The 23,999-nt window shown below is 52.1% G+C and carries 22 protein-coding genes and 1 other RNA gene; 14 read left to right on the forward strand and 9 right to left on the reverse strand.

What is annotated here, in order from left to right; genetic code table 11:
- Positions 1-140 precede the first annotated feature (140 nt).
- From EJN92_RS13840 to proB, 3 genes are all read left to right on the forward strand, one after another.
- On the forward strand, positions 141-449 hold the full coding sequence (locus EJN92_RS13840; protein ID WP_126128362.1) for a DUF1272 domain-containing protein: 309 nt from the start codon (positions 141-143) through the stop codon (positions 447-449).
- A 106-nt stretch (positions 450-555) separates the two neighbouring features.
- Entirely contained in the window at positions 556-1,530 is a 975-nt protein-coding gene (locus EJN92_RS13845) for a GlxA family transcriptional regulator (RefSeq protein WP_126128363.1), read from the forward strand.
- 199 nt (positions 1,531-1,729) lie between these two features.
- Positions 1,730-2,848, forward strand: coding sequence for a glutamate 5-kinase (proB, locus tag EJN92_RS13850; protein WP_126128364.1), 1,119 nt, complete (start codon positions 1,730-1,732; stop codon positions 2,846-2,848).
- A gap of 185 nt (positions 2,849-3,033) precedes the next feature.
- Here proB and rocF read toward each other — a convergent pair whose 3' ends face one another.
- The gene (rocF, locus tag EJN92_RS13855) at positions 3,034-3,951 is read right to left on the reverse strand and encodes an arginase (protein WP_126128365.1); all 918 of its coding nucleotides are present in this window, start codon (positions 3,949-3,951) and stop codon (positions 3,034-3,036) included.
- Between the two features lie 29 nt (positions 3,952-3,980).
- Positions 3,981-5,063, reverse strand: a complete 1,083-nt coding sequence (locus EJN92_RS13860) for an ornithine cyclodeaminase (protein ID WP_126128366.1) — start codon at positions 5,061-5,063, stop codon at positions 3,981-3,983.
- A 243-nt stretch (positions 5,064-5,306) separates the two neighbouring features.
- Here EJN92_RS13860 and EJN92_RS13865 point away from each other — a divergent pair, with 243 nt between their 5' ends.
- Positions 5,307-5,762, forward strand: coding sequence for an Lrp/AsnC family transcriptional regulator (locus EJN92_RS13865; RefSeq protein WP_126128367.1), 456 nt, complete (start codon positions 5,307-5,309; stop codon positions 5,760-5,762).
- 130 nt (positions 5,763-5,892) lie between these two features.
- Here the strand turns inward: EJN92_RS13865 and EJN92_RS21590 are convergent, their stop codons facing one another.
- Positions 5,893-6,057 (reverse strand): hypothetical protein, encoded by a 165-nt coding sequence (locus EJN92_RS21590; RefSeq protein ID WP_170174905.1) that lies wholly within the window; start codon positions 6,055-6,057, stop codon positions 5,893-5,895.
- Positions 6,058-6,209: 152 nt separating this feature from the next.
- On the opposite strand from EJN92_RS21590, the gene EJN92_RS21455 reads away from it, so the two are divergent.
- The 3 genes from EJN92_RS21455 to EJN92_RS13875 all read left to right on the forward strand — a co-directional run bounded on the left by EJN92_RS21455 (position 6,210) and on the right by EJN92_RS13875 (position 9,668).
- Positions 6,210-6,536, forward strand: coding sequence for a hypothetical protein (locus EJN92_RS21455; RefSeq protein ID WP_157984364.1), 327 nt, complete (start codon positions 6,210-6,212; stop codon positions 6,534-6,536).
- 1 nt (position 6,537) lies between these two features.
- On the forward strand, positions 6,538-8,313 hold the full coding sequence (locus EJN92_RS13870) for an ArnT family glycosyltransferase (RefSeq protein WP_157984365.1): 1,776 nt from the start codon (positions 6,538-6,540) through the stop codon (positions 8,311-8,313).
- A 650-nt stretch (positions 8,314-8,963) separates the two neighbouring features.
- Positions 8,964-9,668, forward strand: coding sequence for a PEP-CTERM sorting domain-containing protein (locus tag EJN92_RS13875; RefSeq protein ID WP_227869547.1), 705 nt, complete (start codon positions 8,964-8,966; stop codon positions 9,666-9,668).
- A gap of 78 nt (positions 9,669-9,746) precedes the next feature.
- On the opposite strand, the gene EJN92_RS13880 is transcribed toward EJN92_RS13875, so the two are convergent.
- Positions 9,747-11,021 carry a benzoate/H(+) symporter BenE family transporter gene (locus tag EJN92_RS13880; protein WP_126128370.1) on the reverse strand — a complete coding sequence of 425 codons (1,275 nt, stop codon included), beginning with the start codon at positions 11,019-11,021 and terminating at the stop codon, positions 9,747-9,749.
- An 87-nt stretch (positions 11,022-11,108) separates the two neighbouring features.
- On the opposite strand from EJN92_RS13880, the gene EJN92_RS13885 reads away from it, so the two are divergent.
- The 7 genes from EJN92_RS13885 to EJN92_RS13915 all read left to right on the forward strand — a co-directional run bounded on the left by EJN92_RS13885 (position 11,109) and on the right by EJN92_RS13915 (position 19,065).
- Positions 11,109-12,563, forward strand: coding sequence for an aminotransferase-like domain-containing protein (locus tag EJN92_RS13885; protein ID WP_227869548.1), 1,455 nt, complete (start codon positions 11,109-11,111; stop codon positions 12,561-12,563).
- Between the two features lie 195 nt (positions 12,564-12,758).
- On the forward strand, positions 12,759-15,785 hold the full coding sequence (locus tag EJN92_RS13890; protein ID WP_126128372.1) for a monovalent cation/H+ antiporter subunit A: 3,027 nt from the start codon (positions 12,759-12,761) through the stop codon (positions 15,783-15,785).
- Entirely contained in the window at positions 15,785-16,156 is a 372-nt protein-coding gene (locus tag EJN92_RS13895; RefSeq protein ID WP_126128373.1) for a Na+/H+ antiporter subunit C, read from the forward strand. Before EJN92_RS13890 ends, EJN92_RS13895 begins: the two co-directional genes overlap by 1 nt.
- Positions 16,153-17,913, forward strand: coding sequence for a monovalent cation/H+ antiporter subunit D (locus EJN92_RS13900; RefSeq protein WP_227869549.1), 1,761 nt, complete (start codon positions 16,153-16,155; stop codon positions 17,911-17,913). Before EJN92_RS13895 ends, EJN92_RS13900 begins: the two co-directional genes overlap by 4 nt.
- On the forward strand, positions 17,910-18,425 hold the full coding sequence (locus EJN92_RS13905) for a Na+/H+ antiporter subunit E (RefSeq protein ID WP_126128374.1): 516 nt from the start codon (positions 17,910-17,912) through the stop codon (positions 18,423-18,425). Before EJN92_RS13900 ends, EJN92_RS13905 begins: the two co-directional genes overlap by 4 nt.
- Complete coding sequence (locus EJN92_RS13910) at positions 18,422-18,700, forward strand: K+/H+ antiporter subunit F (RefSeq protein ID WP_126128375.1); 279 nt, start codon at positions 18,422-18,424, stop codon at positions 18,698-18,700. The genes EJN92_RS13905 and EJN92_RS13910 overlap by 4 nt, the downstream gene beginning before the upstream one ends.
- On the forward strand, positions 18,697-19,065 hold the full coding sequence (locus tag EJN92_RS13915) for a Na+/H+ antiporter subunit G (RefSeq protein WP_126128376.1): 369 nt from the start codon (positions 18,697-18,699) through the stop codon (positions 19,063-19,065). The genes EJN92_RS13910 and EJN92_RS13915 overlap by 4 nt, the downstream gene beginning before the upstream one ends.
- Before the next feature lie 22 nt (positions 19,066-19,087).
- Here the strand turns inward: EJN92_RS13915 and dacB are convergent, their stop codons facing one another.
- From dacB to ompA, 5 genes are all read right to left on the reverse strand, one after another.
- Positions 19,088-20,521, reverse strand: a complete 1,434-nt coding sequence (gene dacB, locus EJN92_RS13920; RefSeq protein ID WP_126128377.1) for a D-alanyl-D-alanine carboxypeptidase/D-alanyl-D-alanine endopeptidase — start codon at positions 20,519-20,521, stop codon at positions 19,088-19,090.
- Positions 20,522-21,045: 524 nt separating this feature from the next.
- Positions 21,046-21,406: a transfer-messenger RNA gene (gene ssrA / locus EJN92_RS13925) on the reverse strand.
- A 47-nt stretch (positions 21,407-21,453) separates the two neighbouring features.
- Positions 21,454-22,137 (reverse strand): HAD family hydrolase, encoded by a 684-nt coding sequence (locus EJN92_RS13930; protein ID WP_126128378.1) that lies wholly within the window; start codon positions 22,135-22,137, stop codon positions 21,454-21,456.
- Between the two features lie 59 nt (positions 22,138-22,196).
- A complete protein-coding gene (gene ubiG / locus EJN92_RS13935; RefSeq protein WP_126128379.1) occupies positions 22,197-22,901 on the reverse strand; it encodes a bifunctional 2-polyprenyl-6-hydroxyphenol methylase/3-demethylubiquinol 3-O-methyltransferase UbiG in 705 nt (234 codons plus the stop codon).
- Positions 22,902-23,102: 201 nt separating this feature from the next.
- Positions 23,103-23,768 (reverse strand): outer membrane protein OmpA, encoded by a 666-nt coding sequence (ompA, locus tag EJN92_RS13940; RefSeq protein ID WP_126128380.1) that lies wholly within the window; start codon positions 23,766-23,768, stop codon positions 23,103-23,105.
- Between the last annotated feature and the right edge of the window lie 231 nt (positions 23,769-23,999).

The raw sequence follows: 23,999 nt of genomic DNA on the forward strand, positions 1-23,999 counted from the left end.
CCGACGAGGTGTGGCGAAGTGTGGCAATGTATGGCCAGATATGACCGTAATCTGTCGCCTTCCTGCCTTGTGACAGACCAGCGCTCTGCTAAACTTGAGCTCGTCTACCTTCACTGTAACCCTCTCACGAAAGGTCTCCCATGCTTGAACTACGCCCTAGCTGCGAACATTGCGATAAGCTTCTGCCACCGAATTCAAGCGAAGCGCGAATATGCAGTTACGAATGTACATTTTGCGCCGATTGCGTAGCGCAAGTCTTGCTCAATGTCTGCCCTAATTGTGGCGGCGGCTTCGTGGCGCGCCCGATACGGCCGTCACATAACTGGAAAGGCGATAATTTTCTAGGTAAAGATGGTGCCGGTACGCGTCGTGTCTTCAAGCCCGTGGATGCGAGCGCGCACGCAGCCCTAGTCGCCAGCCTAAATGGTTTGGAACCGCAAGATCGCTAGGCTTTGGTATATTGTATTTATATCAAAGTATGATGTCCTTAAATGTCCTTAAATGTCCTCAGACGTTTTTGAAAAAAGATCAAAGTTAACTATAGTCGGAACTGTCATGCGCAAGCAAAGTATCTACTTTCTCTTATTGCCTGAGACCATGCTGTCGGATCTGGCAGGGCCCGCCGATGCATTTTTGTTTGCCAATCGCCATCAAACTGAGGTCGAATTTGAGCTGGAGTTTATTAGCGCCTTGCCAGAAATCCGCTGTTCTATCGGTCTCTCGCTCGGACCCTTGAGTGCTCTGCCTGACACTTTGGCCGAGGATGCGATTGTGGTCTTGCCCGGGCTAGTCGGCATGCAGTTTGATTATGCAGGCGCAGCCGACCAGCTCAGTCTGAGCTGGTTGAAAAATATAATACAGCCGCAGCACCGCTTGATCTGCATTTGTTCGGGCGCGCTCACCGCTGCCCATGCCGGCTTGTTGCGCGGACGGCGCGCCACCACACATCATAGCCACTGCGCCGATCTGGCCGCTATCGACGCCTCTATTCTGGTGGAAGAAAATCGTATCTTTGTCGAGGATGGGAATATCTGCAGCAGTGCCGGGGTCACGGCAGGCGTCGATTTGGTACTACACCTGATTAGTGGCATTACCTCGCCACAAACCGCAATTGCGGTGGCGCGTGCCATGGTGGTGTATATGCGGCGCAGTGGCAACGATACGCAGTTATCACCATGGCTAAGGCACCGTAATCATGTACATCCTGTGGTGCATAAAGTGCAGGAAGTACTGATCAAAGATCCGGCGCATGCCTGGGATTTGACACAACTGGCCGAACTGGCCTGCACCAGCACGCGCCATCTGAGCCGCTTATTTAGTTTGTATGCCGAAATTTCGGTGCAAGAGTATCTGAGTAGTTTGCGCTTAAGTCTGGCTGATCAATTGTTAAGTCAAACTGATTGGTCGGTAGAACGGGTCGCAGAGGCTGCCGGTTTTGGCTCGCCCCGGCAATTTCGTCGCGTATGGCAAAGCGCCTATGCCACGCCACCGTCTGCACATCCACACAGACGGCTTACGACCAGACACTGAGTACGCATAGGGAGCGTGTCGCGACCAGCCTAATCTCCGCTGGATACGGTATTGAATTAATTGGAAAATTAAGTTCAAATCAAAATTAAATTTTGCATCCATCTAACTTATCCGCATAAAGTATAATTCTGACTCATGCTTAGACGCACTACTACATGACGTGTCTGGCAAATTCGCTATTTTGATCTGTTTATACTCTATGCATTCTGTTATTCAAAACGCCAAACGATTAATTATTAAAGTAGGTTCCTCGTTGGTTACCAATGACGGTAAAGGCTTGGACCGGGTCGCGATCGAGAAATGGGCGGCCCAGATCGCCCAGCTGCGCCAGATGGGTAAGGAAGTGGTGCTGGTCAGTTCCGGTGCCATCGCCGAAGGGCGCCAGCGCCTCGGGTTTGAGAAACGCCCGACCGGTATCCATGAATTACAAGCCTGCGCGGCCGTTGGACAAATGGGCTTGGCGCAGATTTACGAAACCAGTTTTCGTGCGCATGGTTTGGGGACCGCACAAATTTTGCTGACGCACGCCGATCTGGCCGACCGCGAACGCTATCTGAACGCCCGCTCCACCTTAGTGACGCTGCTCGGTTTTGGCATCGTCCCTGTGATTAACGAAAACGACACCGTGGTGACCGATGAGATTAAATTCGGCGACAACGATACCCTCGGCGCCTTGGTAGCGAATCTGATCGAGGCCGATGCCCTGATTATTTTGACCGACCAAAAAGGCCTGTACACGGCTGATCCGCGTAAAGATCCCAATGCCCAGTTTGTGCATGAAGCCAGAGCCGGCGATCCGGCGCTGGAAGCGATGGCCGGTGGTGCTGGTTCCAGTCTGGGTAGCGGTGGCATGCTGACCAAGATTCTGGCCGCTAAACGTGGTGCCAGCTCTGGTACCCACACCGTGATCGCTTGGGGCCGCGAAGACAATGTGCTGGTGCGCCTGGCGCAAGGTGAGGCAATCGGCACGCAATTGGTGTCGCAAATGGCACCACTGGCGGCGCGCAAGCAATGGATGGCTGATCATTTGCAAACGGCAGGACAGATCGTGCTGGATGCCGGTGCGGTGCAAAAACTCACGGCCGAAGGCAAGTCTTTACTCCCTATCGGCGTGTTGGAAGTAAAGGGCGAATTTGGCCGCGGTGCCGTGATTACCTGCTTCAATGAAGCGGGCGTGGCAATCGCGCGTGGCCTGAGTAATTACACCAGCAGCGATGCGCGCCGCATCAAGCGGCATGCCTCTTCCGAAATACTGGGAATTTTGGGTTTCGTGGTCGAGCCGGAGTTGATACACAGAGATAATCTGGTACTGCTGTAATTCCATGTCTAAATCATTCGTGTCGTTGTTGCCTTCGCCTCGACGCCTAAACACAAATGATTTGGAAATGGAATAAGCCAACAGCGACACGAATAAAAATTAATAGTGGAAAATAAAAAAGGCTGAACATCTGAAGTTCAGCCTTTTTGCATTTGCCATACCCGCAAATTAGAGTAAATATGTCTTTAGTCTTTCAGCCTGACCAGGGTCGATTTGCCGAACAGACTTTCTATCAAATCTACCGCTAACACCGCAGTCTGATTGCGTAAATCGAGTGCCGGATTAAGTTCGACCACGTCTAAGGACGCAAGCATACCGGTGTCGGCGATCATTTCCATGCAGAGCTGTGCTTCACGGTAAGTCGGGCCGCCCAATACTGCGGTACCTACGCCAGGCGCAATCGCAGGATCGAGGCAATCGAGATCAAAACTGACGTGCAAATGGGTGTCGGCATCGATACCTTCCAAAGCGGAAGTCATGACTGCGCGCATGCCATGCTCGTCGATGTAACGCATATCAAACACTTGCATCCCCATCTCGTGGATGAAGCGGCGTTCGCCTTCATCGACGCTGCGGATGCCGATCAGACGAATCTCGCTAGGCAGCATGGCCGGTGTGTGCGCACCGTAACTGATCAACTCTTTCGGGCCATGCCCCATCAAACAAGCTACTGGCATGCCGTGGATATTGCCGGTAGGGCTAATGGTCGAGAGATTGCTGTCGGCATGCGCATCAAACCACAAGACGCGCAGTTTTTTGCCGACCTTGCGGCAATGATTGGCAATCGCACTGATAGAACCTATCGCTAAACAATGATCGCCACCCAGCATCATAGGCATCTGGCCAGCTGCCAAGGCGGCTTCCACGGCGTTATACACCGCTTGGTTCCAGTCTATGGCTTCTTTCAGATGACGCAAGCCATTTACCGGTTCCAGCCAAGGGTTAGCGGGGCCGTGTAAATTGCCGTGATCGATGACCGTCAAAGAGCGCGCTTCTAGCGCCTCGACCAAGCCAGCTACACGTAATGCGTCCGGGCCCATGCCCGCGCCTCTGACACTTGCGCCCACATCGGTAGGCGCTCCAATTAAGGAAATTGTTTTCATTGTTTTAGCGTTTCAATCTATCTAAAGTATTAAGCTGATATTGGTACGGCATTCTCGGTCGCAATCGGACTACTCGGGCTACTCGGTTTGCTGGTTTCTGCAGCAGCACCCATGCCGAACAAGTCCTTAGGATTTTGCAATTCTGGGATCAAATCTAAAATACGCGAATCTTTTTGTACTACGTATTTTTCTACGTAACGCATGGCAGAAAAATCTTCCAGCGCAAATCCTACCGAATCAAACACCGTCACTTGCTGCGCGTTCTCACGACCAGCGGCACTACCGTCTATCACGCGCCATAGTTCTGTGACGACAAAATCGGCCGGCATTTGCTGCAATTCGCCTTCTATGCGGGATTGCGGCTCAAACTCAACGATCACGCGCGCATTTTCCAGTATTGCCGGATGCAGCTCGGTTTTACCCGGGCAATCACCACCGACACCATTAATATGCGTACCAGGGCTAATCATTTCTGGCAGCAAGATCAAGGCATTGGTCTTGTCCGCAGTGACTGTGGTGATAATGTCGGCACCCTTGGTCGCCTCTGCAGTAGAGCCGGCACGTATGATACGCAAGTTTGGATAAGCACGCAGATTGTTGATTAGTTTATCGGTGGCAGCCGGATCGACGTCATACACGCGCAATTCTGTGATGCCCAATATGCAGTGGAAGGCAATCGCCTGAAATTCGCTTTGCGCGCCATTCCCGATCAAGGCCATGCTGCGGCTGTCTTTGCGTGCCAGATATTGCGCTGCCAGCACCGAAGTGGCGGCGGTGCGCAGTGCGGTGGTCAAGGTTAATTCGGATAAAACCCGTGGGTAGCCAGTATTCACATCCGACAATACGCCAAATGCGGTGACGGTAAGTAAACCGGCCTGGGTGTTTTTAGGATGACCGTTGACGTATTTAAACGAGTATTGCACGCCGTCGGAAATCGGCATTAATTCGATCACACCTACATCAGAGTGGCTGGCGACGCGCGCACATTTGTCAAAACTATTCCATCGCAAATAATCTTCCTTGATCATGCCGGACAGAGTCGCAATCGCGTTCTCGTGGCGGGTTTTAGTCAAGTGTGCTTGCATTTCTTGTGTGCCGATAAACGTCACCATAATAATCTCCGTGGGTTTTTTGATGTACTACACGCCGCAATGCCAAACCAGACCTGATGCAAATAGTCGGGGTAAGGAATCTGCTGCGATATAAGGAGTATAGGCTGGCGGAAAAACATTAGATTTCGAAATTTAACGCTGCATTGTAAAAATATGAAATTAAATTTCTATTTTGTGCTTTATGTGGATTTATCTTTCCTTAATCGTATAATTGATAAAACATATGATTTTTAATGAGATAGCATGGATAACTACGACAAGAATATTTTGAAGCATCTGCAAGAAGACGGGCGCATGAGTAATTTGCTGCTGGCCGAGCGCATCCACCTGTCGGCTCCGCAGACTCTGCGCCGGGTCCGTAGTTTGGAAGAGCAGGGCGTAATACGCGGCTATGTGGCGCAGGTTTCGGCCGAAGCTATAGGCTTGGCGGTGATGGCCTTTGTCAGTCTGTCGCTAGACCGCGAGCAGTTTCGTAATGTGCGCGAGGTGGAGCGCAACATCATGGCTTTCCCCGACATCATAGAGTGTCACACCATCTCCGGCGATTTCGATTATCTGCTGAAGGTAGTCGCGCCCGACTTAAAAAGCCTGTCGCAGTTTTTGACCGATAGCCTGATGCAAGTACCGGGTGTCGCCACCCTGCGCTCTATGATCTGCATGGAAGAGATTAAACCGGTGAGCAGTTTGCCTATCGTCTAAAATTTTTAAAGTCATCCCTGCCAACGCGCATATCCCATGCGCTTCTCCAAGCACACTGGCCTGCAGCCCGCATGGGATATGCGCGCTGGCAGGGGGGGGGCGTTGAAATATCAATAGAGGCAAGCGCCATTCAAGCTACTTGCTCCTCCCCAGGCTCAGGTTCTGGCTCAGCTGCTGGCGTAGTCGCTAGCGGGGGTAGTTTTTTATTGATCAGCGGCAGATTGCTAATTTCTGTGCCGTCTGGTCTTACCGCCTGTTGCGCCGATAACCAATCGCCGTTGTCTGTGTTTTGCATACCGTTTCCTTATTGTGGGGCTGGTTTTCTGAGCCTATGGGATAGGCGCAGAAATTCAGGGCAAGTAGATTTACTGGTGATCATAAACCCCCATCTTCGCCACGCAACAACATTGCTGTATTGCTTGCGCTAGCTCAAGAAAAATCAGGATCATGCCCGCGCCAGGCGTTGCTGTTGCTGCTTGCCTTGGTTCCCAGCTTGAGGCTAAAAAGTACCGCAGCTCAGTACTAAACAGTGCGCGTTCTAATACTTTTTCTAAAAAATTGGCAGGCAGTGCGCTAGACCAAGTATGGTCGCCAGCGTTGCAAGGTTTTGAGTACTTATACCAAGCCATCGCCTATCGGCCCGCTGGTTACCAGCTAGATGCCAGCTTTGTGGCCGATCTACAGACCAAAAAATACAAAACAGTTTCCGATTTTCCGGCCGCCTGCTGGCTGGCTTTTTCTATCGCAGCATTTTTTACCGCTCTTCAGATCTAATATGTTTTCAAATCCCGCTACTGCGCATGCTGTAAGACCACTATGGGGTGCCAGCGCGGCTGATGCAATTTCATTTTTTGCTGCGCGCGCGCGGGCTGGCGCACTGCTGCCCTTATGCCTGGTGTGGGCGCTGGCGCTGATCATGGTCGGTGCCGGTCTTGGCAGCTATGGGATACTCGATAATAACGAAGGTCTGTACTCAGAAATTCCGCGTGAAATGCTGCGCTCAGGTGATTGGCAGCATTGGATTATTCCGCACCTGAACGGTCTTTTGTACATGGAGAAGCCGCCCTTGCTGTATTGGCTGACCGCGCTTTGCTTCGCTATTTTTGGTGAGAATGAGACCGCGGCGCGGCTGGTGCCCGCCTTGTCTTCGCTGGCATGCGTGGGTGCTTTGCTGTGGTTCGGCGCGCGCCTGGGACGGGCCCGTGACGGGCGTGTGGCGGCTCTGTTGTTTATCAGCGGACTTGGCGTCACGCTGATGTCGCGCACTCTGATGTTTGATATGTTGTTGACCGCTAGTCTGACTAGCGCCTTGTTTTCTGCGTATTTATTTAGCACTGAGGGCAAGCTGAGTTGTTTGCGCTGGGCCGCCGTTTTTTTGGCCTTGGCGGTGTTGACCAAGGGCTTGGTCGCCTTGATTTTGTTTGGCTTAATCATGGGCAGTTTTAGTCTTGTCAGCGCGACCTCGGGTGCTAATTTTTGCGCGCGTCTCAAGGCCTATTTTGATGTGAAGGCCTTGCTGATTTTTCTGGCGATCGCAGCACCCTGGCATCTGATTGCTAGCTACATAGAGCCAAATTTTGCCTGGTTTTATTTCATCAATGAACATGTCTTACGCTTTTTAGGACAAAGGCTGCCGCACGATTATTATGCCGGGAGTTGGTGGTATTACCTGCCTCGTATGTTCTTGTATTTATTCCCTGGTTCATTGCTGATACCGGTATTGTTGTTTGCTAAGAAAAAAAATCGTGCGAGTGTAAAAATACCTACAGCGCACACTAAGCACAAGCATTTGCAATGGTTTTTATTGCTGGCCTGGTTACTGCCACTGCTGTTTTTTTCTTTCTCCAAGGCCAAGGCGAATTACTATTTAATCGTGGTCATGCCTATGGCGGCGCTGCAATTTTCACTGGCTTTGCAACAGCGCAGAATGACGCGCAGCGTGCGGGTCGCACCTGGTCTGATTTTGAGCGCTGTGCTGTTGTTACTGGCATGGGGTGCGACTGAACTAGGTGAGTCGCAACTCGATGCGATACAGATAGGCGCTTGGCCGGCCAGCGTGTTTCTGGCATATGCGCTGGTGGCCATGGCGTGTTTGAGTCTGCTCTGTAGCGTCCTGACATGGCGCTACCCGAGAACCGGTTTACTCAGTTATCTGCTGTTGCCATTGGCTCAGTTGTGCTTGTGTCTGAGCTTATTGCAAGCGGCCGAGCCTGTGCTCTCAACCAAGGGCATGGCGAGTCTGCTACAAGAGCAGCATGGCGAGCGCAGCGTGTTTTTATATCGCGGATATGAAGAGCATTCTTCTTTGCCGTTTTATCTGAAGAAATCTTTGCCGCTGGTGGATTCGCGTAGTAGTGATTTATTCTGGGGCAATAAGCTGCGCGTCAATGATATCGTGTTGAGCGACCACGGTTTTGACGGCGCCTCGGATAATGGCGCGATCGCGCTCTTGGTGCAGCACGCCGATGTGCATCATTTTTTACTCAAAGACTATAGTAAGAAATTTTCCAGCATCAAAAAATATAGCAACGCCACTCTGTTTATTAACTAAACGCTAATGCTGGTAACAGCATGGCTTTGCCCACTCTAAAGCGCAAGCATACCAGCCAAAAGCTGAATAGCCGCCCTGCCAAGGCGCATATACCATGCGCTTCTTCAAGCACCTAGGCCTGCGAGCCGCATAGAATATGCGCGCTGGCAGGGGAGGTCGTTTATATCTTGCAATTCTTAGTCGTTTTAGCAATGTCGAATATTTTTACACTCTTGCGATTTGTGGAGTGCATCCTAAGCCTAGTTGCGCAATTAAGTATTTGATTTTACTTAGCTAATATTTTACATGCATGATTTGGTATGTAATTTGCTTGAACATTTCTTGATAATTACTGGATAGATACGGGCTCGTTTAAACGGAAACTGCGTTGTTGTGGCTAAGTATTTGGTTTCCTGAGATTAATATTTTAATTTGTTTCGTTTTAAGTTTTTTTTTCTTCTGTGTTTCGATTATGTAGGTCCTGTTTTGGATGATGTGATTGTTTCAATAAATCAAACTTTGGGAATAATATGAAAATGTTAAAATCAAAAATCTTAGCCGGGCTCGTGCTCGCGGCTTCCTGTCTTAGCGCCCATGCGAGTTATATCGTTGGCGGAGCAACTAATTCTCTCATATCTGATAGTGGGGGATGGGCTTGGGATGGCGCCTATATGGCTGGCTTTCGTGGTGCACTGGAAAATACTAGTAATTTTGGTCCGGCTGGTATCGTCAATCGCACTATTTCCACCACCAATCTGAACGCGGTGAATAGCGGCACTCTGGCTGGTGTGAATATGTTTGTCGGAACTTGGGTATCGGATGCGCAAGGTGCAGGTTTTTCTGCCGCAATGATGAGTTTTTTCTTGGGCGGTGGTGATCTCTTTTTACTACAAGACGATTCCAGTCACGACATCTTGGGAACCACGTTGGGCATCAGTACCACGGCCAGCGACGGCTCAGATTCAAATGGCAGTGCCCCGCTATTTAGTGGCCCCTTCGGCAACGCCAGTAACGTCAAACAATTCTACAATGTCGGGCAATTAGATGAAACCGCAGTTCTGGCAAAACATGGCCACGTTGGTGGTAGAAACGCCAGCAATCAAGTGACCTCTGCATATTGGCATGCGGGTGAATATGCCGCTGGTGCTGGGTCTTTGTTTATCATCGCTGACATCGATATGATTGCAACAACCAGCGCGTGCGGAAGTCCGGTGTGCGGGGCAAGTTATGCGCCGCTGAACGACAATGGTATCTATGCTTTAAATACTTTTAGCTTCTTGCAAGCGAATAGCGGTAGCAAAGTGCCAGAGCCAGGCAGCATTGCTTTATTTGGTGGCGCCTTGGTGTTGCTGGCCTTACGCCGCCGCGCCATGTAATTTGTTGGTGCTAGTTTGACTCGCAAAATGGGCGCACTCTGTGAATTGGCGCCCATTTTTTATGCCTCTCTTGTTCTGTTAACTAGCTTTTGGTCGCAGCACAAAATAACTCAGTAAACCTATACCTATGCCCCAACAGGCTGAGCCCAATCCCAGCACAGTGACGTTGGAGGCGGTAACGATGAAGGTCAATAAAGCCGCTTCTCTTTCGCTAGCTTCCTGCATGGCATTGACTAGGCCATTCTGGATCGCGCCTAGTAAGGCCAGCCCTGCAACGGTGCCCACCAGTGCCGGTGGCAAGTGCATGAAGCTGTCGGTCAAGGAACCTGCAAAGCTGCCGATTAGCAGATAAAATGCACCGCAGGCGAGGCCCGCCAGCCAGCGTTTTTCGGGCTGGTGATGGGCTTCCGGGCCGGTGCAGATGGCGGCCGTGATCGCTGCCAGGTTAATGCCATGTGAGCCGAACGGCGCAGTGATCAGGCTGGCCAGTCCAGTGGTACTGATCAGTGTATCGACCGGAGCGTTATAGTCGGCGGCACGCAGTACCGCGACCCCCGGTACCTGTTGGCCAGTGAGGCAAAGTACCGCCAGCGGCAGGCCTATGCTAATGATGGCGCTCAGTGAAAACTCTGGAGTGGTCCAGACTGGCTGGGTTAAGGAAAATTGCATGACACTACCGCTGGCGCTGTTGACCGCGCTGCCGCCCCAGCCCAAACCCAGCCACAGGGCGATTCCCAGTAACAAGGTCAGGACGATGGCATAGCGTGCCGAACTGCGCTTGAAGAGTAGATAGCCGACAAACATCGCCGCCACCAGTAAAGGCGCACCAGCCACAGAACTGCGCGCGCCAGCAAAAACTTCGACCCCAAACTTAAACAAGATACCGGCCAACATGGCGGCGCACAGACTCTTTGGAATCAGGACCATCAGGCGTTCGAATACGCCGCTCAGGCTGATGAGCAACATCACGGCTGCTGCAAACAGATAGGCAGCGATGGCCTGGTTATACGGTATTGTGGCTAAGGCGCTTACCAGCAGAGCAGCGCCCGGTGTATTCCAGGCGCAGATCACGGGGATCTTGTGACGCCAGCTCAGCCAGACACAGCAAACACCGGCCCCGATAGAGATGGCCCAAACCCAGGACGCCATTTGCGCCTGGCTCAGCCCGGCCGTTTGACCTGCCTGCAAAATGAGTAGCATAGGCCCGGTGTAGGAAATGAGCACTGCGATGAAACCGGCCAGCACCGCCGGAAATACATCGTGGGCCTGACGCCATGTTATTCGACTTAGCAAAGAACTGTCCGCAAGAGTGCCGGCAGGCTGTGAGAGGGGGATAGGTTTGGAAGTAGTCATGTGCTCAGTGTAGGGCAAGCGGAGAGACTATTTGCCTACAGTTGCGAACTGCCTTATGCTGTACAGATGAAAAAATCTGAAACTGTAATGCAGCACAGTTACCGTCAGCTGGCAGATCACCTGGTGCGCGCGATCAAGGCTGTCGATTATCAGGTGGGGGAGCGGCTACCGTCGGTGCGTGCCTATGCCTTGGCGCACGGCGTGAGTGCCTCCACCGTGATCCGCTGCTACCGTTATCTGGAGTCCTTAGGCCTGGTCGAGGCGCGCTCTAAATCGGGCATGTACGTAACAGACTGGAAGGCGCAGAGTGTCAGCCGTAGCGCGCGGCAAACGCATGGTGCAATGAGTGCGCCGCTTATGGAATACGATAAGCTGATGTCGCACCAGCATCGCATGATGCAGTTGTATGCGCTCACCTCTCAACCTCTGCATCTGGGTCTGCACCTGGCCAATGCGGCACCGGCCTGGTATCCGTGCGACGCCTTGGCGAAAATAGGCCAGCGCTTGCTACGCAGCGATCCGCAAGCCATAGGGCTGTACCCAACCGGCACTGGTTTGCCGGCCTTAAAGAGTGCCTTGATTCATCATCTGGCCAGTTTCGGCGTCGATCTGCAAGCGGCGGATTTACTCATCACCAATGGCAGTACCGAGGCCCTGAGCGTGGCTTTGCGGGCGGTGGCGCAAGCGGGCGATACCGTGATAGTCGAGTCTCCGGTGTATTTCGGGCTGCTGCAAATGATAGAGAATTTAGGTTTGAAAGCGCTGGAAGTGCCTTGTGTGCCGGGTCTGGGTCTCAGCCTGGAAGCACTGGAATATGCGCTGGAACATCATGCCGGGGTAAAGGCGATCGTGGCGATGCCCAATTTTCAGAATCCTCTCGGTTGCCCCATGAGCGAGAAAAATAAGCGGCGCTTACTAAAATTGGTCGAGCAATATGATATTGCCCTGATCGAGGATGATGTGTTTGGCGATCTCGCGCATCAGGGTGAACGTCCGCAGCCGGTCAAGGCCTGGGATAAACATGGACACGTGATCTATTGCGGCTCTTGCAGTAAAAGTATGGCACCGGCGTTTCGCCTGGGCTGGATCTCAGGTGGTCGCTACCACGGTCGCATCGCCGCATTAAAATTAAGTAACTCCTTAGTCACGCCTTTGTTTGAGCAAGCGGTGCTGGCCGAGTTCTTGCATTCCGGCGCGCTGCCATCGCATCTGCGCAAGCTGCGTGAACGGCTGGTGGCAAATATTCCGCTGGTGCTGGCGGCGGTGCAGCGCTATTTTCCTGCTGGGACGCAAGTGCTCAGTCCGGCTGGCGGCTGGTGGTTGTGGTTGCAACTGCCAGACAATATCGACAGTCTGGCTTTATTGCGCTTGGCAGTCGCTGAGGGTATCGCGTTTACGCCGGGTGTGATGTTTTCCAATTCGAGCAAATATGCACACTTCATGCGCATGAATATTGGACGTCCCTGGGATAAGGAGTTGGAGCAGGGCATGCAGACCTTGGGGCGATTGCTGGCGCAGTTGATGGCGGCACGCTTGGCGTGAGCGCACCAGGGTAAAAATGCACTTGTGATAATGCCCTAAATAAGGAATACTTCGCCAGCAAGCTGTGAACTTTTTATCCTGAATGTGGACTAAGTTTTGACGGCCTTACACGGCCGGCCTATACCTAGACTTCTACCCAGGATGTCTACGCAGCTTGGTAAGCACCTCCAACATTCACTACTATCCTGAATATCCATGACGCTACAGTTAGCGAGCTACCTTAGTTTTTTTCAGCATTTTGGGCTGATTAGCCTGGTGGCTCTGCCGTTTTTGGCGAGTTTGATTGCGGCTTTTTTGCCTAGCAATGCGCGCAATGCAGAATCGACTTTGGCGGGACTGGTCGCGCTATTTTGCGTGGTGCAGGCGGCACTGTATTTTCCTGAAGTGGCCGCTGGTGGCGTGATACGGCAAGAATTTAGCTGGCTACCCTCGTTGGGCTTGAATTTTGTACTGCGCATGGATGGCTTTGCCTGGATGTTCTCTATGCTGGTGCTGGGGATGGGCGCCTTGGTGGTGCTGTATGCACGCTATTACATGTCGCCATCCGATCCGGTGCCACGGTTTTTCTCTTTCCTGCTAGCCTTCATGGGCGCCATGAGTGGCGTGGTGTTGTCGGGTAACCTGGTGCAACTGGTGCTGTTCTGGGAACTCACCAGCCTGTTTTCGTTTTTGTTGATTGGTTACTGGTACCACCGCATGGATGCACGGCGCGGTGCGCGCATGGCCTTGACGGTGACAGGCGCCGGCGGCCTGTGCCTGCTGGCCGGGGTACTGGTGTTGGGGCATATCGTCGGCAGTTATGATCTCGATGTGGTGCTGGCCTCAGGTGCGCTGGTGCGCGCCCATCCGCTCTATGTCAGCGCCTTGGTGCTGGTGCTGCTGGGCGCACTGACCAAGAGTGCACAATTTCCGTTTCACTTCTGGTTACCGAACGCGATGGCAGCGCCGACTCCGGTCTCGGCTTATCTGCACTCTGCCACCATGGTGAAGGCAGGCGTGTTCTTGCTGGCACGCTTGTGGCCGGTGCTGGCCGGTAGTGAAGAATGGTTTTGGATCGTGACCGGCTCGGGCTTGATTACCTTATTGCTAGGTGGCTTTGCGGCGATTTTTCAACAAGACTTGAAGGGCGTGCTGGCTTATTCGACCATCTCGCACCTGGGCTTGATCACGACATTATTAGGTTTGAATAGTCCGTTGGCCGCGGTGGCCGCAGTGTTTCACATCATGAACCACGCCACTTTTAAAGCTTCTTTATTTATGGCGGTCGGCATCATCGACCACGAAACCGGCACGCGTGACATCCGTCGTCTGAGTGGATTGATGCGTAGTATGCCAGTTACCGCCACGCTGGCGATGGTGGCTAGCGCGGCCATGGCTGGAGTGCCCTTGCTCAACGGTTTTATTTCCAAAGAAATGTTTTTTACCGAGGCGGTCTTCGTCACTAGCGTGCCCTGGTTTCAAGTGCTGTTGCCGGCTGTGGCAGTGTTGGCGGGCATTTTTAGTGTGGTGTACTCACTGCGTTTTACGGTCGATGTGTTCTTTGGTCCGGATACCAGCGCGCAATTGCCGCGCCATCCGCATGAGCCGCCGCATTGGATGCGGGTGCCGGTAGAGTTGCTGGTGCTGGCATGTTTTGTGGTTGGTACTTTGCCGCAATGGACTATGCAGTCTGTGCTGGAAACCGCTGCCGCACCGGTAGTGGGGGGGCAACTGCCAGACTTTGATCTGGCGCTGTGGCACGGCTTCAATACGCCCTTAATCATGAGTTTGCTTGCGCTGTTTGGCGGGATTGCTTTGTACTGCGCACTACGTGGAGCACTGCGGCGTGAGCGTTTTAGTCGCACGCCGTTATTGGGTATTTTAAATGGGCAAAAATTGTTTCAGTCTAGCTTGGCCGCTTTGACCATGGGCGCGCGTCAGCTGTTACGACTACTCTCTAGCCGGCGTTTGCAGACGCAGTTATTGCTGTTGGTGAGCGTGCTACTGATTGCCGCAACGCTGGCCACGCAAGGGCAGGACATCCAAGCAGGTGAGCGCACGCTGTTGCCGTTTTCACCTATCTTCGCGCTGCTCTGGCTGATCGGTGGCAGTGCGGCACTGGCCTGTGTCTGGGCCAGCAAATTTCACAGATTGACGGCGCTGGCATTGATGGGTGTCGCAGGACTTTGTACCGTGATTACTTTTGCCTGGTTCTCGGCACCGGATCTGGCATTGACCCAGTTATCGGTAGAGACTGTCACGACGGTGTTGATCTTGCTAGGATTGCGCTGGTTACCCAAGCGTATCGCCGCTTTGGAGGCGCTTGAAGTAAACTCTGAGAGTTTAACTTCCAGGGCCAGGCGCATGGGCCGACGCGGGCGCGACCTGCTGCTGGCGCTGATGGCGGGCGCTGGCATGACGTTGCTGTCGTATGCCATGATGAGTCGCGATTTTCCGCAAAGTATTTCGCCGTTTTTCCTGGAACGTGCTTTACCCGAGGGCTTCGGCACCAATGTCGTCAATGTCATGCTGGTTGATTTTCGTGGCCTTGATACTCTGGGTGAAATCTCGGTGCTGGGCATCGTGGCATTGACAGTGTATGCGCTGCTGCGACGCTTTCGTCCGGCACCAGAGAGTAAGCAACTACCTTTGCAGCAGCGCCTGTTAGCCGCTGATATCGCCACCGATCTGGTGCATGCCAATACTGCGACCGATACAGCCAGTGGTTATCTGCTGGTGCCTGCGGTGCTGGTGCGCTTGCTGCTGCCGATCTCGGTGCTAATTGCCGTACATTTATTTATGCGTGGTCACAATCAACCGGGTGGCGGTTTTGTCGCAGGATTGGTTTTATCTACCGCATTTATTTTGCAATACATAGTCTCAGGCACTTTGTGGGTAGAGGCAAATATACGGCTAAGGCCGCAACGCTGGATCGCTTTTGGTTTGCTGATGGCAACCACTACCGGGCTGGGTTCTTTTTTCTTCGGCTATCCTTTCCTGACCACCCATACCGCGCATCTGCATTTACCTTGGTTAGGTGAAATCCATATCGCCAGCGCCTTGTTTTACGATATAGGCGTGTTTAGTCTGGTGGTGGGGGCGACCTTATTGATACTCACTGCTCTGGGCCATCAGGCGGTGCGCGGTCATCGCGGTAAATTGCGTGCAGCAGAAACAGAAGCAGACGTCGATGCGCAAGTTGATGCGGGCTATCACACACCAACTACCGAAGGGAGCGCCTAATGGAAATCGTCATGGCCTGTGCCATCGGCCTGCTTACCAGTTGCGGGGTCTGGCTACTACTCAGAGCGCGTACCTATCAAGTCATCATCGGCCTCGCTTTGTTGGGCTATGCAGTCAACCTGTTCATCTTCAGCATGGGGCGTTTAGCCGTCGATAAAGAACCGGTGCTGGCGGCTGGGGTACCGACCACGCTGCAACATTACATCGATCCTATGCCGCAGGCCCTGGTGCTGACCGCGATCGTGATCGGTTTTGCCATGACAGCCTTATTTTTGGTGGTGATGCTGGCGCAGCGCGGTTTCTTTGGCAACGATCATGTGGATGGCACGCCAGATCCAAGTCCGGAACCAGAACCGGAGCAGCAGTCATGATGGCCTTGCTTAATGAATGGGCCTTGATCGCGAATGCGGCTTTGATGCCGCATCTGACCATGGCACCTATCCTGGTACCGCTGATCGCTGCCAGTTTATTGTTGATGTTGGGCGAGAAGCGGCATAAACGCAAGGTCTTGCTGTCGCTGCTGGCCACTGTCTGTAATTTGGCGGTGGCGGTGTTCCTGATGCTCAGCGTGGCAATAGACAAGGCGCAGCCGCAGGGCTTTGGCGTGTATCTGCCCTCTAACTGGGATGTGCCGTTTGGGATTGTGCTGGTGCTCGATCACTTGTCGGCGCTGATGCTGGTGGTGGCGGGCATAGTCGTCTTACTCGCCTTGCTATTTTCGGTGGCGCGCTGGCATAAGGCTGGTGCACATTTTCATGTGTTGTTGCAGTTTCAGATCATGGGTTTGAATGGGGCGTTTTTGACCGGCGATTTGTTCAATCTATTCGTGTTTTTTGAGGTGATGCTGGCCGCTTCGTATGGTTTGCTCTTGCATGGTAGCGGGCCGGCACGGGTCAGGGCAGGACTACATTATCTGGGAATTAATCTGGCCGCATCCTCCCTGTTTTTGATAGGCGCGGCCTTGATCTACGGTGTTGCAGGTACTTTGAATATGGCTGATCTGGCAGCCAAGATACCGACGGTGTTGAGTGCGGATAGGGGCTTACTACACGCCGGTTGCGCTATTCTGGCGGTGGCTTTTTTGGCTAAGGCAGCCTTGTGGCCGCTGAACTTTTGGCTGGTGCCCGCCTACAGTGCGGCGAGTGCCCCGGCCGCCGCCGTGTTTGCGCTGTTGACCAAGGTCGGGATTTTCGTGCTGTTGCGGCTTTCTACTTTACTGTTTTCAGCCGAGGCGGGCGCATCGGCTGGCTTTGGTAAGGACTGGCTGCTGTGGGGCGGTATGCTGACGCTGGCCTTCGGCGCTGTCGGTATGCTCAGTGCGCAAAGACCGGCGCGTCTGGCCGCCTTTGCGGTGATCGTATCGGCTGGTACCTTGATGAGCGTACTCGGTTTTGCCAACCCCGCGCTGACTGCAGGGGCGCTATATTATTTGCCTAGCTCGACCTTTGCGGTGGCAGCTTTTTTCTTGCTGGCCGAGCTGATGGAGCGCTCACGCAACCCGGATCCAGCGCTGCAACGCGCGCCAGAAGATGAGGAAGATAAGCTGCCCTTTGCTTTAGGGGAGCAGGATATCGCCTATACAAGTCAACTTGAAAAACAGCACAATAGTAATCTTGACGACAATGAAGAACTCTTGGTGGGGCGGGTGATCCCCGCTTCAACGGCTTTATTAGGTCTGGCCTTTGTGTGCTGTAGCGTGTTGCTGGCAGGCTTGCCGCCGCTGTCTGGTTTTGTCGGAAAATTTGCCATGTTGACTGCGCTATTCCAGAACAGCGATACGGCGCAAACGATAGCACCAGCGGCTTGGGTATTCTTAAGTCTGCTGATCATCTCAGGTTTATTTGCCTTGATTGCGCTGTCACGCACAGGCATGCGTTTTTTTTGGACGCCGCAAGGACGTCAGGCACCAGTGCTCAAGCTGCTAGAGTTTGCGCCTATCATGATCTTGGTGGCAGTGTGCGTGAGCATGACTATACACGCAGAAGCGCTGACCCAATATGCGCGCGCTACCGCGGCTTTACTGTATCAGCCGCAAGCCTATATTGCCGCTGTACTCAGCACTCAGCCGATACCCACCAAGACCAATGCCGAGCGTTTGCAAGCGGCACCTATAGCGGTGAAGCCATGATTTCTACAGTGTTAAAGAGATGGATAGCGCGCCTGCTGCCAGCACCTGTTCTGAGTCTGGCTTTGATTGCCATGTGGCTGTTGTTGAATAATTCTTTTAGCCTTGGGCAATGCTTGCTGGCCGTGTTGGTCGGTGTGCTAGCACCATTTCTGACGGCGTCCTTGCGTCCAACGCCTGTGAGTTTCAAGAAACCAGGCGTGGCGCTGCGTCTATTCTGGCAAGTCGGTTATGACGTTTTGATTTGGAATTGGCGCGTGTTGCGCGGCACCCTGGCGCGCACTGATCAATTGCCTGAAGGCGGCTTTGTGATTGTGCCTTTAGAGTTACGCGACCCCAATGGCCTGGCTGTGTTAGCGGCCATCATGTGCGTAATTCCTGGCACCATCTGGTCCGAGCTGGCGCTGGATCGCAGTGCGCTGCTGGTGCATATGTTTGAGGTCGACAACGTAGAGGCTGAAATTGCCTTGATCAAGTCGCGCTACGAGCGCCCATTGCAGGAGATTTTCGAATGAGTTCATTTCTATTTGGCGCCATTGCCATTACCCTGGGTTTATACGTGGCAGCGATGGCCTTATGTTTGCTGCGCATGATACGTGGCCCCGCCTCGCAAGACCGGGTGTTGGCGATGGACGTCATCTGCACAATCGCCATGCTAATCTTGATGGTGCTGGCGATACGCTATCGCAGCGCGATGTACTTCGAAGCGGCGCTCTTGATCGCTTTGTTTGGTTTTGTGAGTTCTAGCGCCATGGCCAAGTTTTTACTGCGTGGTGAGGTGATCGAATGATAGCGCCGCAAGCACTCTCTTTATGGATAGAAATACCGGTGGCTTTGCTATTGATTGCTAGCGGTATATTTACGCTGGCAGCTGCGATAGGCATGCTGCGCTTCAAGAGTTTTTTTATGCGCATGCACCCACCGGCCATGACATTTACCATTGCCTCCTGGTGTGTGACTTTGGCCACCATCATTTACTTTTCGGCGCTGGAGCAAAGCCTGGCGCTGCATGCCTGGCTGATCATCATTTTGTTGTCACTGACGGTGCCGGTAACGACCATCATGCTGGCGCGGGCTGCCTTATTTCGGAGTCGGACCAATCCTCCGAATGAGGTAGAGCAGCCGGTGCCACCAGCCCTGTCCAAGCCTTCTTAAGATATTAGGGGTCTTAAATTTTTTAAGGTTGGCCTGCGGCGACCCAGGCGATCAGTTCATCTAAGGCTGGCCTACCCTTGCCGGCATTCTCGCCGTTGATGATGCCGACCAGGATCCAATTGGCGCCATGGATGTCACGCACATAGCCAGCGATAGAAATGGCATCCTTGATGCTGCCGGTTTTAATTCTGGCGTTGCCACCGTTTAAACCGTTCTTTAGACGTTTGCGCATGGTGCCGTCGAGCGCCACGATAGGCAAGCTGCTGGCAAATTCCGGATACCAATTGCTACGCGCTGCAGCTTGTAACACGCCAGCCAGTTGCGCGGCACTGATGCGCTCTATGCGTGATAAACCCGAGCCATTTTCCAAGACCAGCCCTTGCTCATTAATCCCCTGTAAAACTAGCCAGCTACGTATCCGCGCTTGTGCCGCTTGCAGATGATCGGGATAGGTTTTTGCCGCCACCGATTCAGCGCCCAGCGTCAAATACAATAAACGCGCCATGCTGTTATCTGAATACTTATTGATGATGCGTAGTGTGTCCGCCAGTGAGTCGGATAGTCGTTCGCCCAGCAAAATAGCGTTGGCAGGGGTGATGCCATCGACTACCTCACCCTGCCAACTGCCACCCATTTCCTGCCACAATAAACGCAGCATGTGGGCGATGTAGAGATTGCGATCTAGGAGATTTAGATAGGTGGTTTTCTCGCAGCGGCGTGGAAAACTACCATTTAGTGTGATTTCGATTTGCTGTGCCTGGCCGCTTTCTATAGTCGGCGGCAACCAGGTTTTTTCCCAATCGGCGCAGGGCTTGTTATTGAGTTGCAGGCGGTTATTGATCGTTATTTTATCCAGCGGTGTCATCAAGCGTACGCTCAGTTTGCTGGCATCTGCTTCCAATGCGAATGCGATGATATTGCTATGGACCAGCAGGGCGTCTGGCACTACGTTGTAATAGGCATCCGGGGCTTCGTCAAACAACGGGGCATTCAGGTCGGGCCGGGTGGGCTGCAAATAACTGCGGTCTAGTACGATGTCGCCCTCGATTTTTCGCAGGCCTTGCTGACGTAGTTTGCGCAGCATGATGGCCAGTTTATCCCAGGTCAGATTCGGGTCGCCACCACCACGGAGATACAGCTTGCCGGATAAGATTTCTTGCTTGACCGGAATATCACTGAGGAACTGAGTCTTCCAACGGAAATTTGGCCCCAACTCTTCCAGCGCCACCTGTGTCGTCAATAGTTTCATAGTGGACGCCGGATTCATCGAGCGTTCGGCATACTGGCTCAATATTGCGCTACCACCGACCGCGGGCAGCACCATCAGACTGAGATTGCTAGGGGCGATGTTGGCTTTTTTTAAGGCCGCATCGACACTAGGTGGCAGCTCGGTTTGTGCGTAGCCAGGCAAACAAAAAAAGAAGAAGGGCAGCAGCAGGGAGGGAAGTTTCAACATGGGCGGGCTTAAAAGTCTGAGCAGACGCTATTTTAAAGGACTCATCGCGCTGCGACCGAAAAATGCCTAGCGTTAGCGGGTTTTGTATAAAGAGTTGTTAAGCCAAGTCTAAGCATACGATGTGCTGCTCAAGAGCACAAAACATGCGCATTCGAAGAATAATCAATATACTCCCCAATTTTTAGGAGAAAAACCCTCATTTACGCACATGTAATATGCGCATCCGAAAAATACTAGGGTGGAGTATCAATAAGCTGACGGGTATCCAGGTAAAGCTAGCAAGCTGGAATTTCAATGAGCAGCCAAAATACCTGCTAAGCACGCGAACTCAAAAAACCCAGATTCTTGGGAAATTGAAGGGCGCACAGCGTTCGCTCTAGATACCGCTAGGGCGCGACATCCCCGCTCGCCACTTCACAACAGGTATGCGGCTCAGATTCGTGCGGCGGCGGCTTCGAGTCCCACCTAAGCAGCAAAACAAAAGGCCACCCGATGAAACTGGGTGGCCTTTTGTTTTTCGATTCTGGTGGAGACGGCGGGAATCGAACCCGCGTCCAGAAGCACTCTACAGACAGTTCTACATACTTAGTGCTGTTATTTAATTTAATCTTTACGACGCGAACGCACACGCTGCGCAAAAACGAGTCACCTATTATTTAGTCTTAAGCCAAGTAACCCGACTTAATACGATTCCCTATAAATGACTCTACTGCTGTTGCCAGCCCGCCCTAGGGAAGAGGCGGTGTAGAGTTAGCAAGCAATTAAGCTGCTAATGCGTACGAGTTATCGTTTGCAGTTATATATTTCTGATTGTATTTACGAGGTAGTCAGGCCTCGGTATGCCCTGCGCTGCTTTGCAACCCCTGTCGAAGCCAGGTCGTCCCCAAAGCTTGTTCAGTATACCCTAATAAATAGGGGCTTGTCCGCTAGTTTCAAGAGGCGCTACTGGCTAAATGTTTGCCTTTTACCAGTTCGAGTAACTCTAATGGGGCATCCAGGATGGCATCCGCCTTCCAGTGGGTGGGTTCGATTGCCCCACAATAGCCCCAGGCTGCGGCAATTGAGGTCATGCCAGCGGCATGTCCTGCTTGGATGTCGCGTAAGTCGTCGCCTATGTACCAGCATTGCGCTGCTGGTATATTCAGACGCCTAGCGGCTTCAAACATGGGTTCTGGATGTGGTTTTGCATGCGCAGTGGTGTCGCCAGAAATAACACAGACTGCTTTTTGCAGGCCTAGTAATTGAATTAAAGGCGTCGTGAATCGTGACGCTTTATTGGTCACGATACCCCAGGGAATATTCAGTTTATCTAAGCCATTCAATAGGGTAGCAATATGCTCGAAGAGTTGGCTGTGTAGCGCGATCGAGGCTTCGTAATTATTTAGAAATTCGATGCGCATTGCTTCGTAGCCCGGATGTTCTGGACTAATATCAAAGCCAGCACCGAGCAAGCCACGCGCACCGGCAGAGGCGTGTGGTCGTAAGCTTAGGTAGGGAGATGGCGTTAAGCCGCGCTTGATCTGCATCAGATTGACAGCTGCAGCCAGATCTGGCGCGGTGTCGGCAAGTGTGCCGTCGAGATCAAACAGTATGGCGAGCGGAGTTGGCAAATTCATGGCTTAGAAAAAAGTACACGCCAAACACAATGCAAATCATGACGTGTGGTGTTAAGGGATCAGACCGGGCGGGTGCAGGCAACCAGGTAGTTGACGCTTGTATCTTGATTGAGTGAGTAAATTTTACTAATGGGATTGTAGCCCATGCCTTTAATCGCATTTACCTGTAAATTCGCATTGCGTATAGCTTGTGCTAATTCCGCAGGCGTAATGAATTTTGCATAGTCATGTGTGCCCTTCGGCAACAGTTGCAGCAGATATTCTGCGCCTATCACCGCATATAAATATGACTTGGGATTGCGGTTAAGAGTGGAGAAAAACACGTGCCCACCTGGTTTAACCAGTTTTGCGCAGGCACGAATAATCGAGGCAGGGTCGGGCACATGCTCCAGCATTTCCATGCAGGTGACCACATCATATTGCGCGGCCTCCCTTTCTGCCATCTCTTCAGCGGAAATTTTCTCATAGTGGACGCTGATGCCAGACTCTAATCCATGTAGATCTGCGACTTTGAGTGCTTTATCGGATAAGTCTATGCCTGTCACTTTGGCACCTTTTTTTGCCATTGATTCTGCCAGTATCCCGCCGCCGCAACCGATGTCGATGACTTTTTTTCCTGAGAGAGCAATGCTGTTGTTGATCCACTCCAAGCGCAAAGGATTTATTTCATGTAGGGGGCGAAATTCTGAACTTGGATCCCACCAGCGATGCGCTAAGTCGCTGAATTTTTTGATTTCTGCTGGGTCTGCGTTAATAGTGGTCATTGGATGTCGATAGAGAAGGGCTGCTGAAAGCGGCAAATCAGTATTTTATGCCACTTTCACAAGTTCCCTGTTTGAATTCTTTATTTAGAATGCAGAAATAAATGTAGGCTTGCTTATGTATCTGGTGCATCTGTTTTTTTGAGGATAATAAAAAACCCCGCCGTGGCGGGGTTTTGTTTAAACACACTAAAGTGTATTTAATTATTTTGCTACAGCGCGTGTACCAACAACTTCGATTTCTACGCGACGGTTTTTAGTGCGGCCATCGGCAGTTTTGTTGTCAGCAACAGGTTGTTTTTTGCCTTTGCCTTCAGTGTATACGCGGCTAGCTTCGATGCCGCCGTTGCTTACCAAGTAAGCTTTAACAGCTTCAGCACGCTTGATAGATAATTTTTGGTTGTAAGCATCAGAGCCAACAGAGTCAGTATGACCAACAGCGATCACAACTTCCAGGTTAATACCTTTCAGTTTAGATGCCATGTCATCCAATTTTGATTTCGCTTCTGGCTTCAGAACTGCTTTGTCGAAGTCAAAGAATGCATCAGCTGCGAATGTTACTTTTTCTGATGTAGGTGCAACTGGAATAACTTTAGCTGCAGCAACTGGTGCTACGACTGGTGCAACTACTGGTGCAGCGACAACTTTTTCAACAACACCGTCGCAACCTACGACTGCATCTGAATCTGCAGGTGTCCAGTAGCCAGTTCTCCAGCACAGACCGAAAGGATCGCGAGCGATCACGCCACGAGCATCTTGAACATAAGCGCTGTGTGGAGTTCTTGCTTTGATATCCGTGATTGTTTGTGCGGATGCGGAAAAAGCGGCGACTGCGGACGCTGCAATAACGAGTTTGACTAAAATTTTCATATTTCTCTTCTCGAGTGAGATTACCGCAGATTAACTGCGCAAAAAGACTGCATAAAATCGGATATTACCACGTGCTTGATGACAATACTGTGTCATGTCGTTAAACAAATATTCAATTAGTATCGTACTTGTGCAGCATTTTGACATAAAAATCGAGCCTATGCTAGTGCTTGAAGTTGGTAAAGTGGCATTCTGTAAGGACTGTCGTATTTTTGCGACGGCTGCGGCTAC

Source organism: Undibacterium parvum (assembly GCF_003955735.1).
Classification (GTDB): Bacteria; Pseudomonadota; Gammaproteobacteria; order Burkholderiales; family Burkholderiaceae_D; genus Undibacterium; species Undibacterium parvum.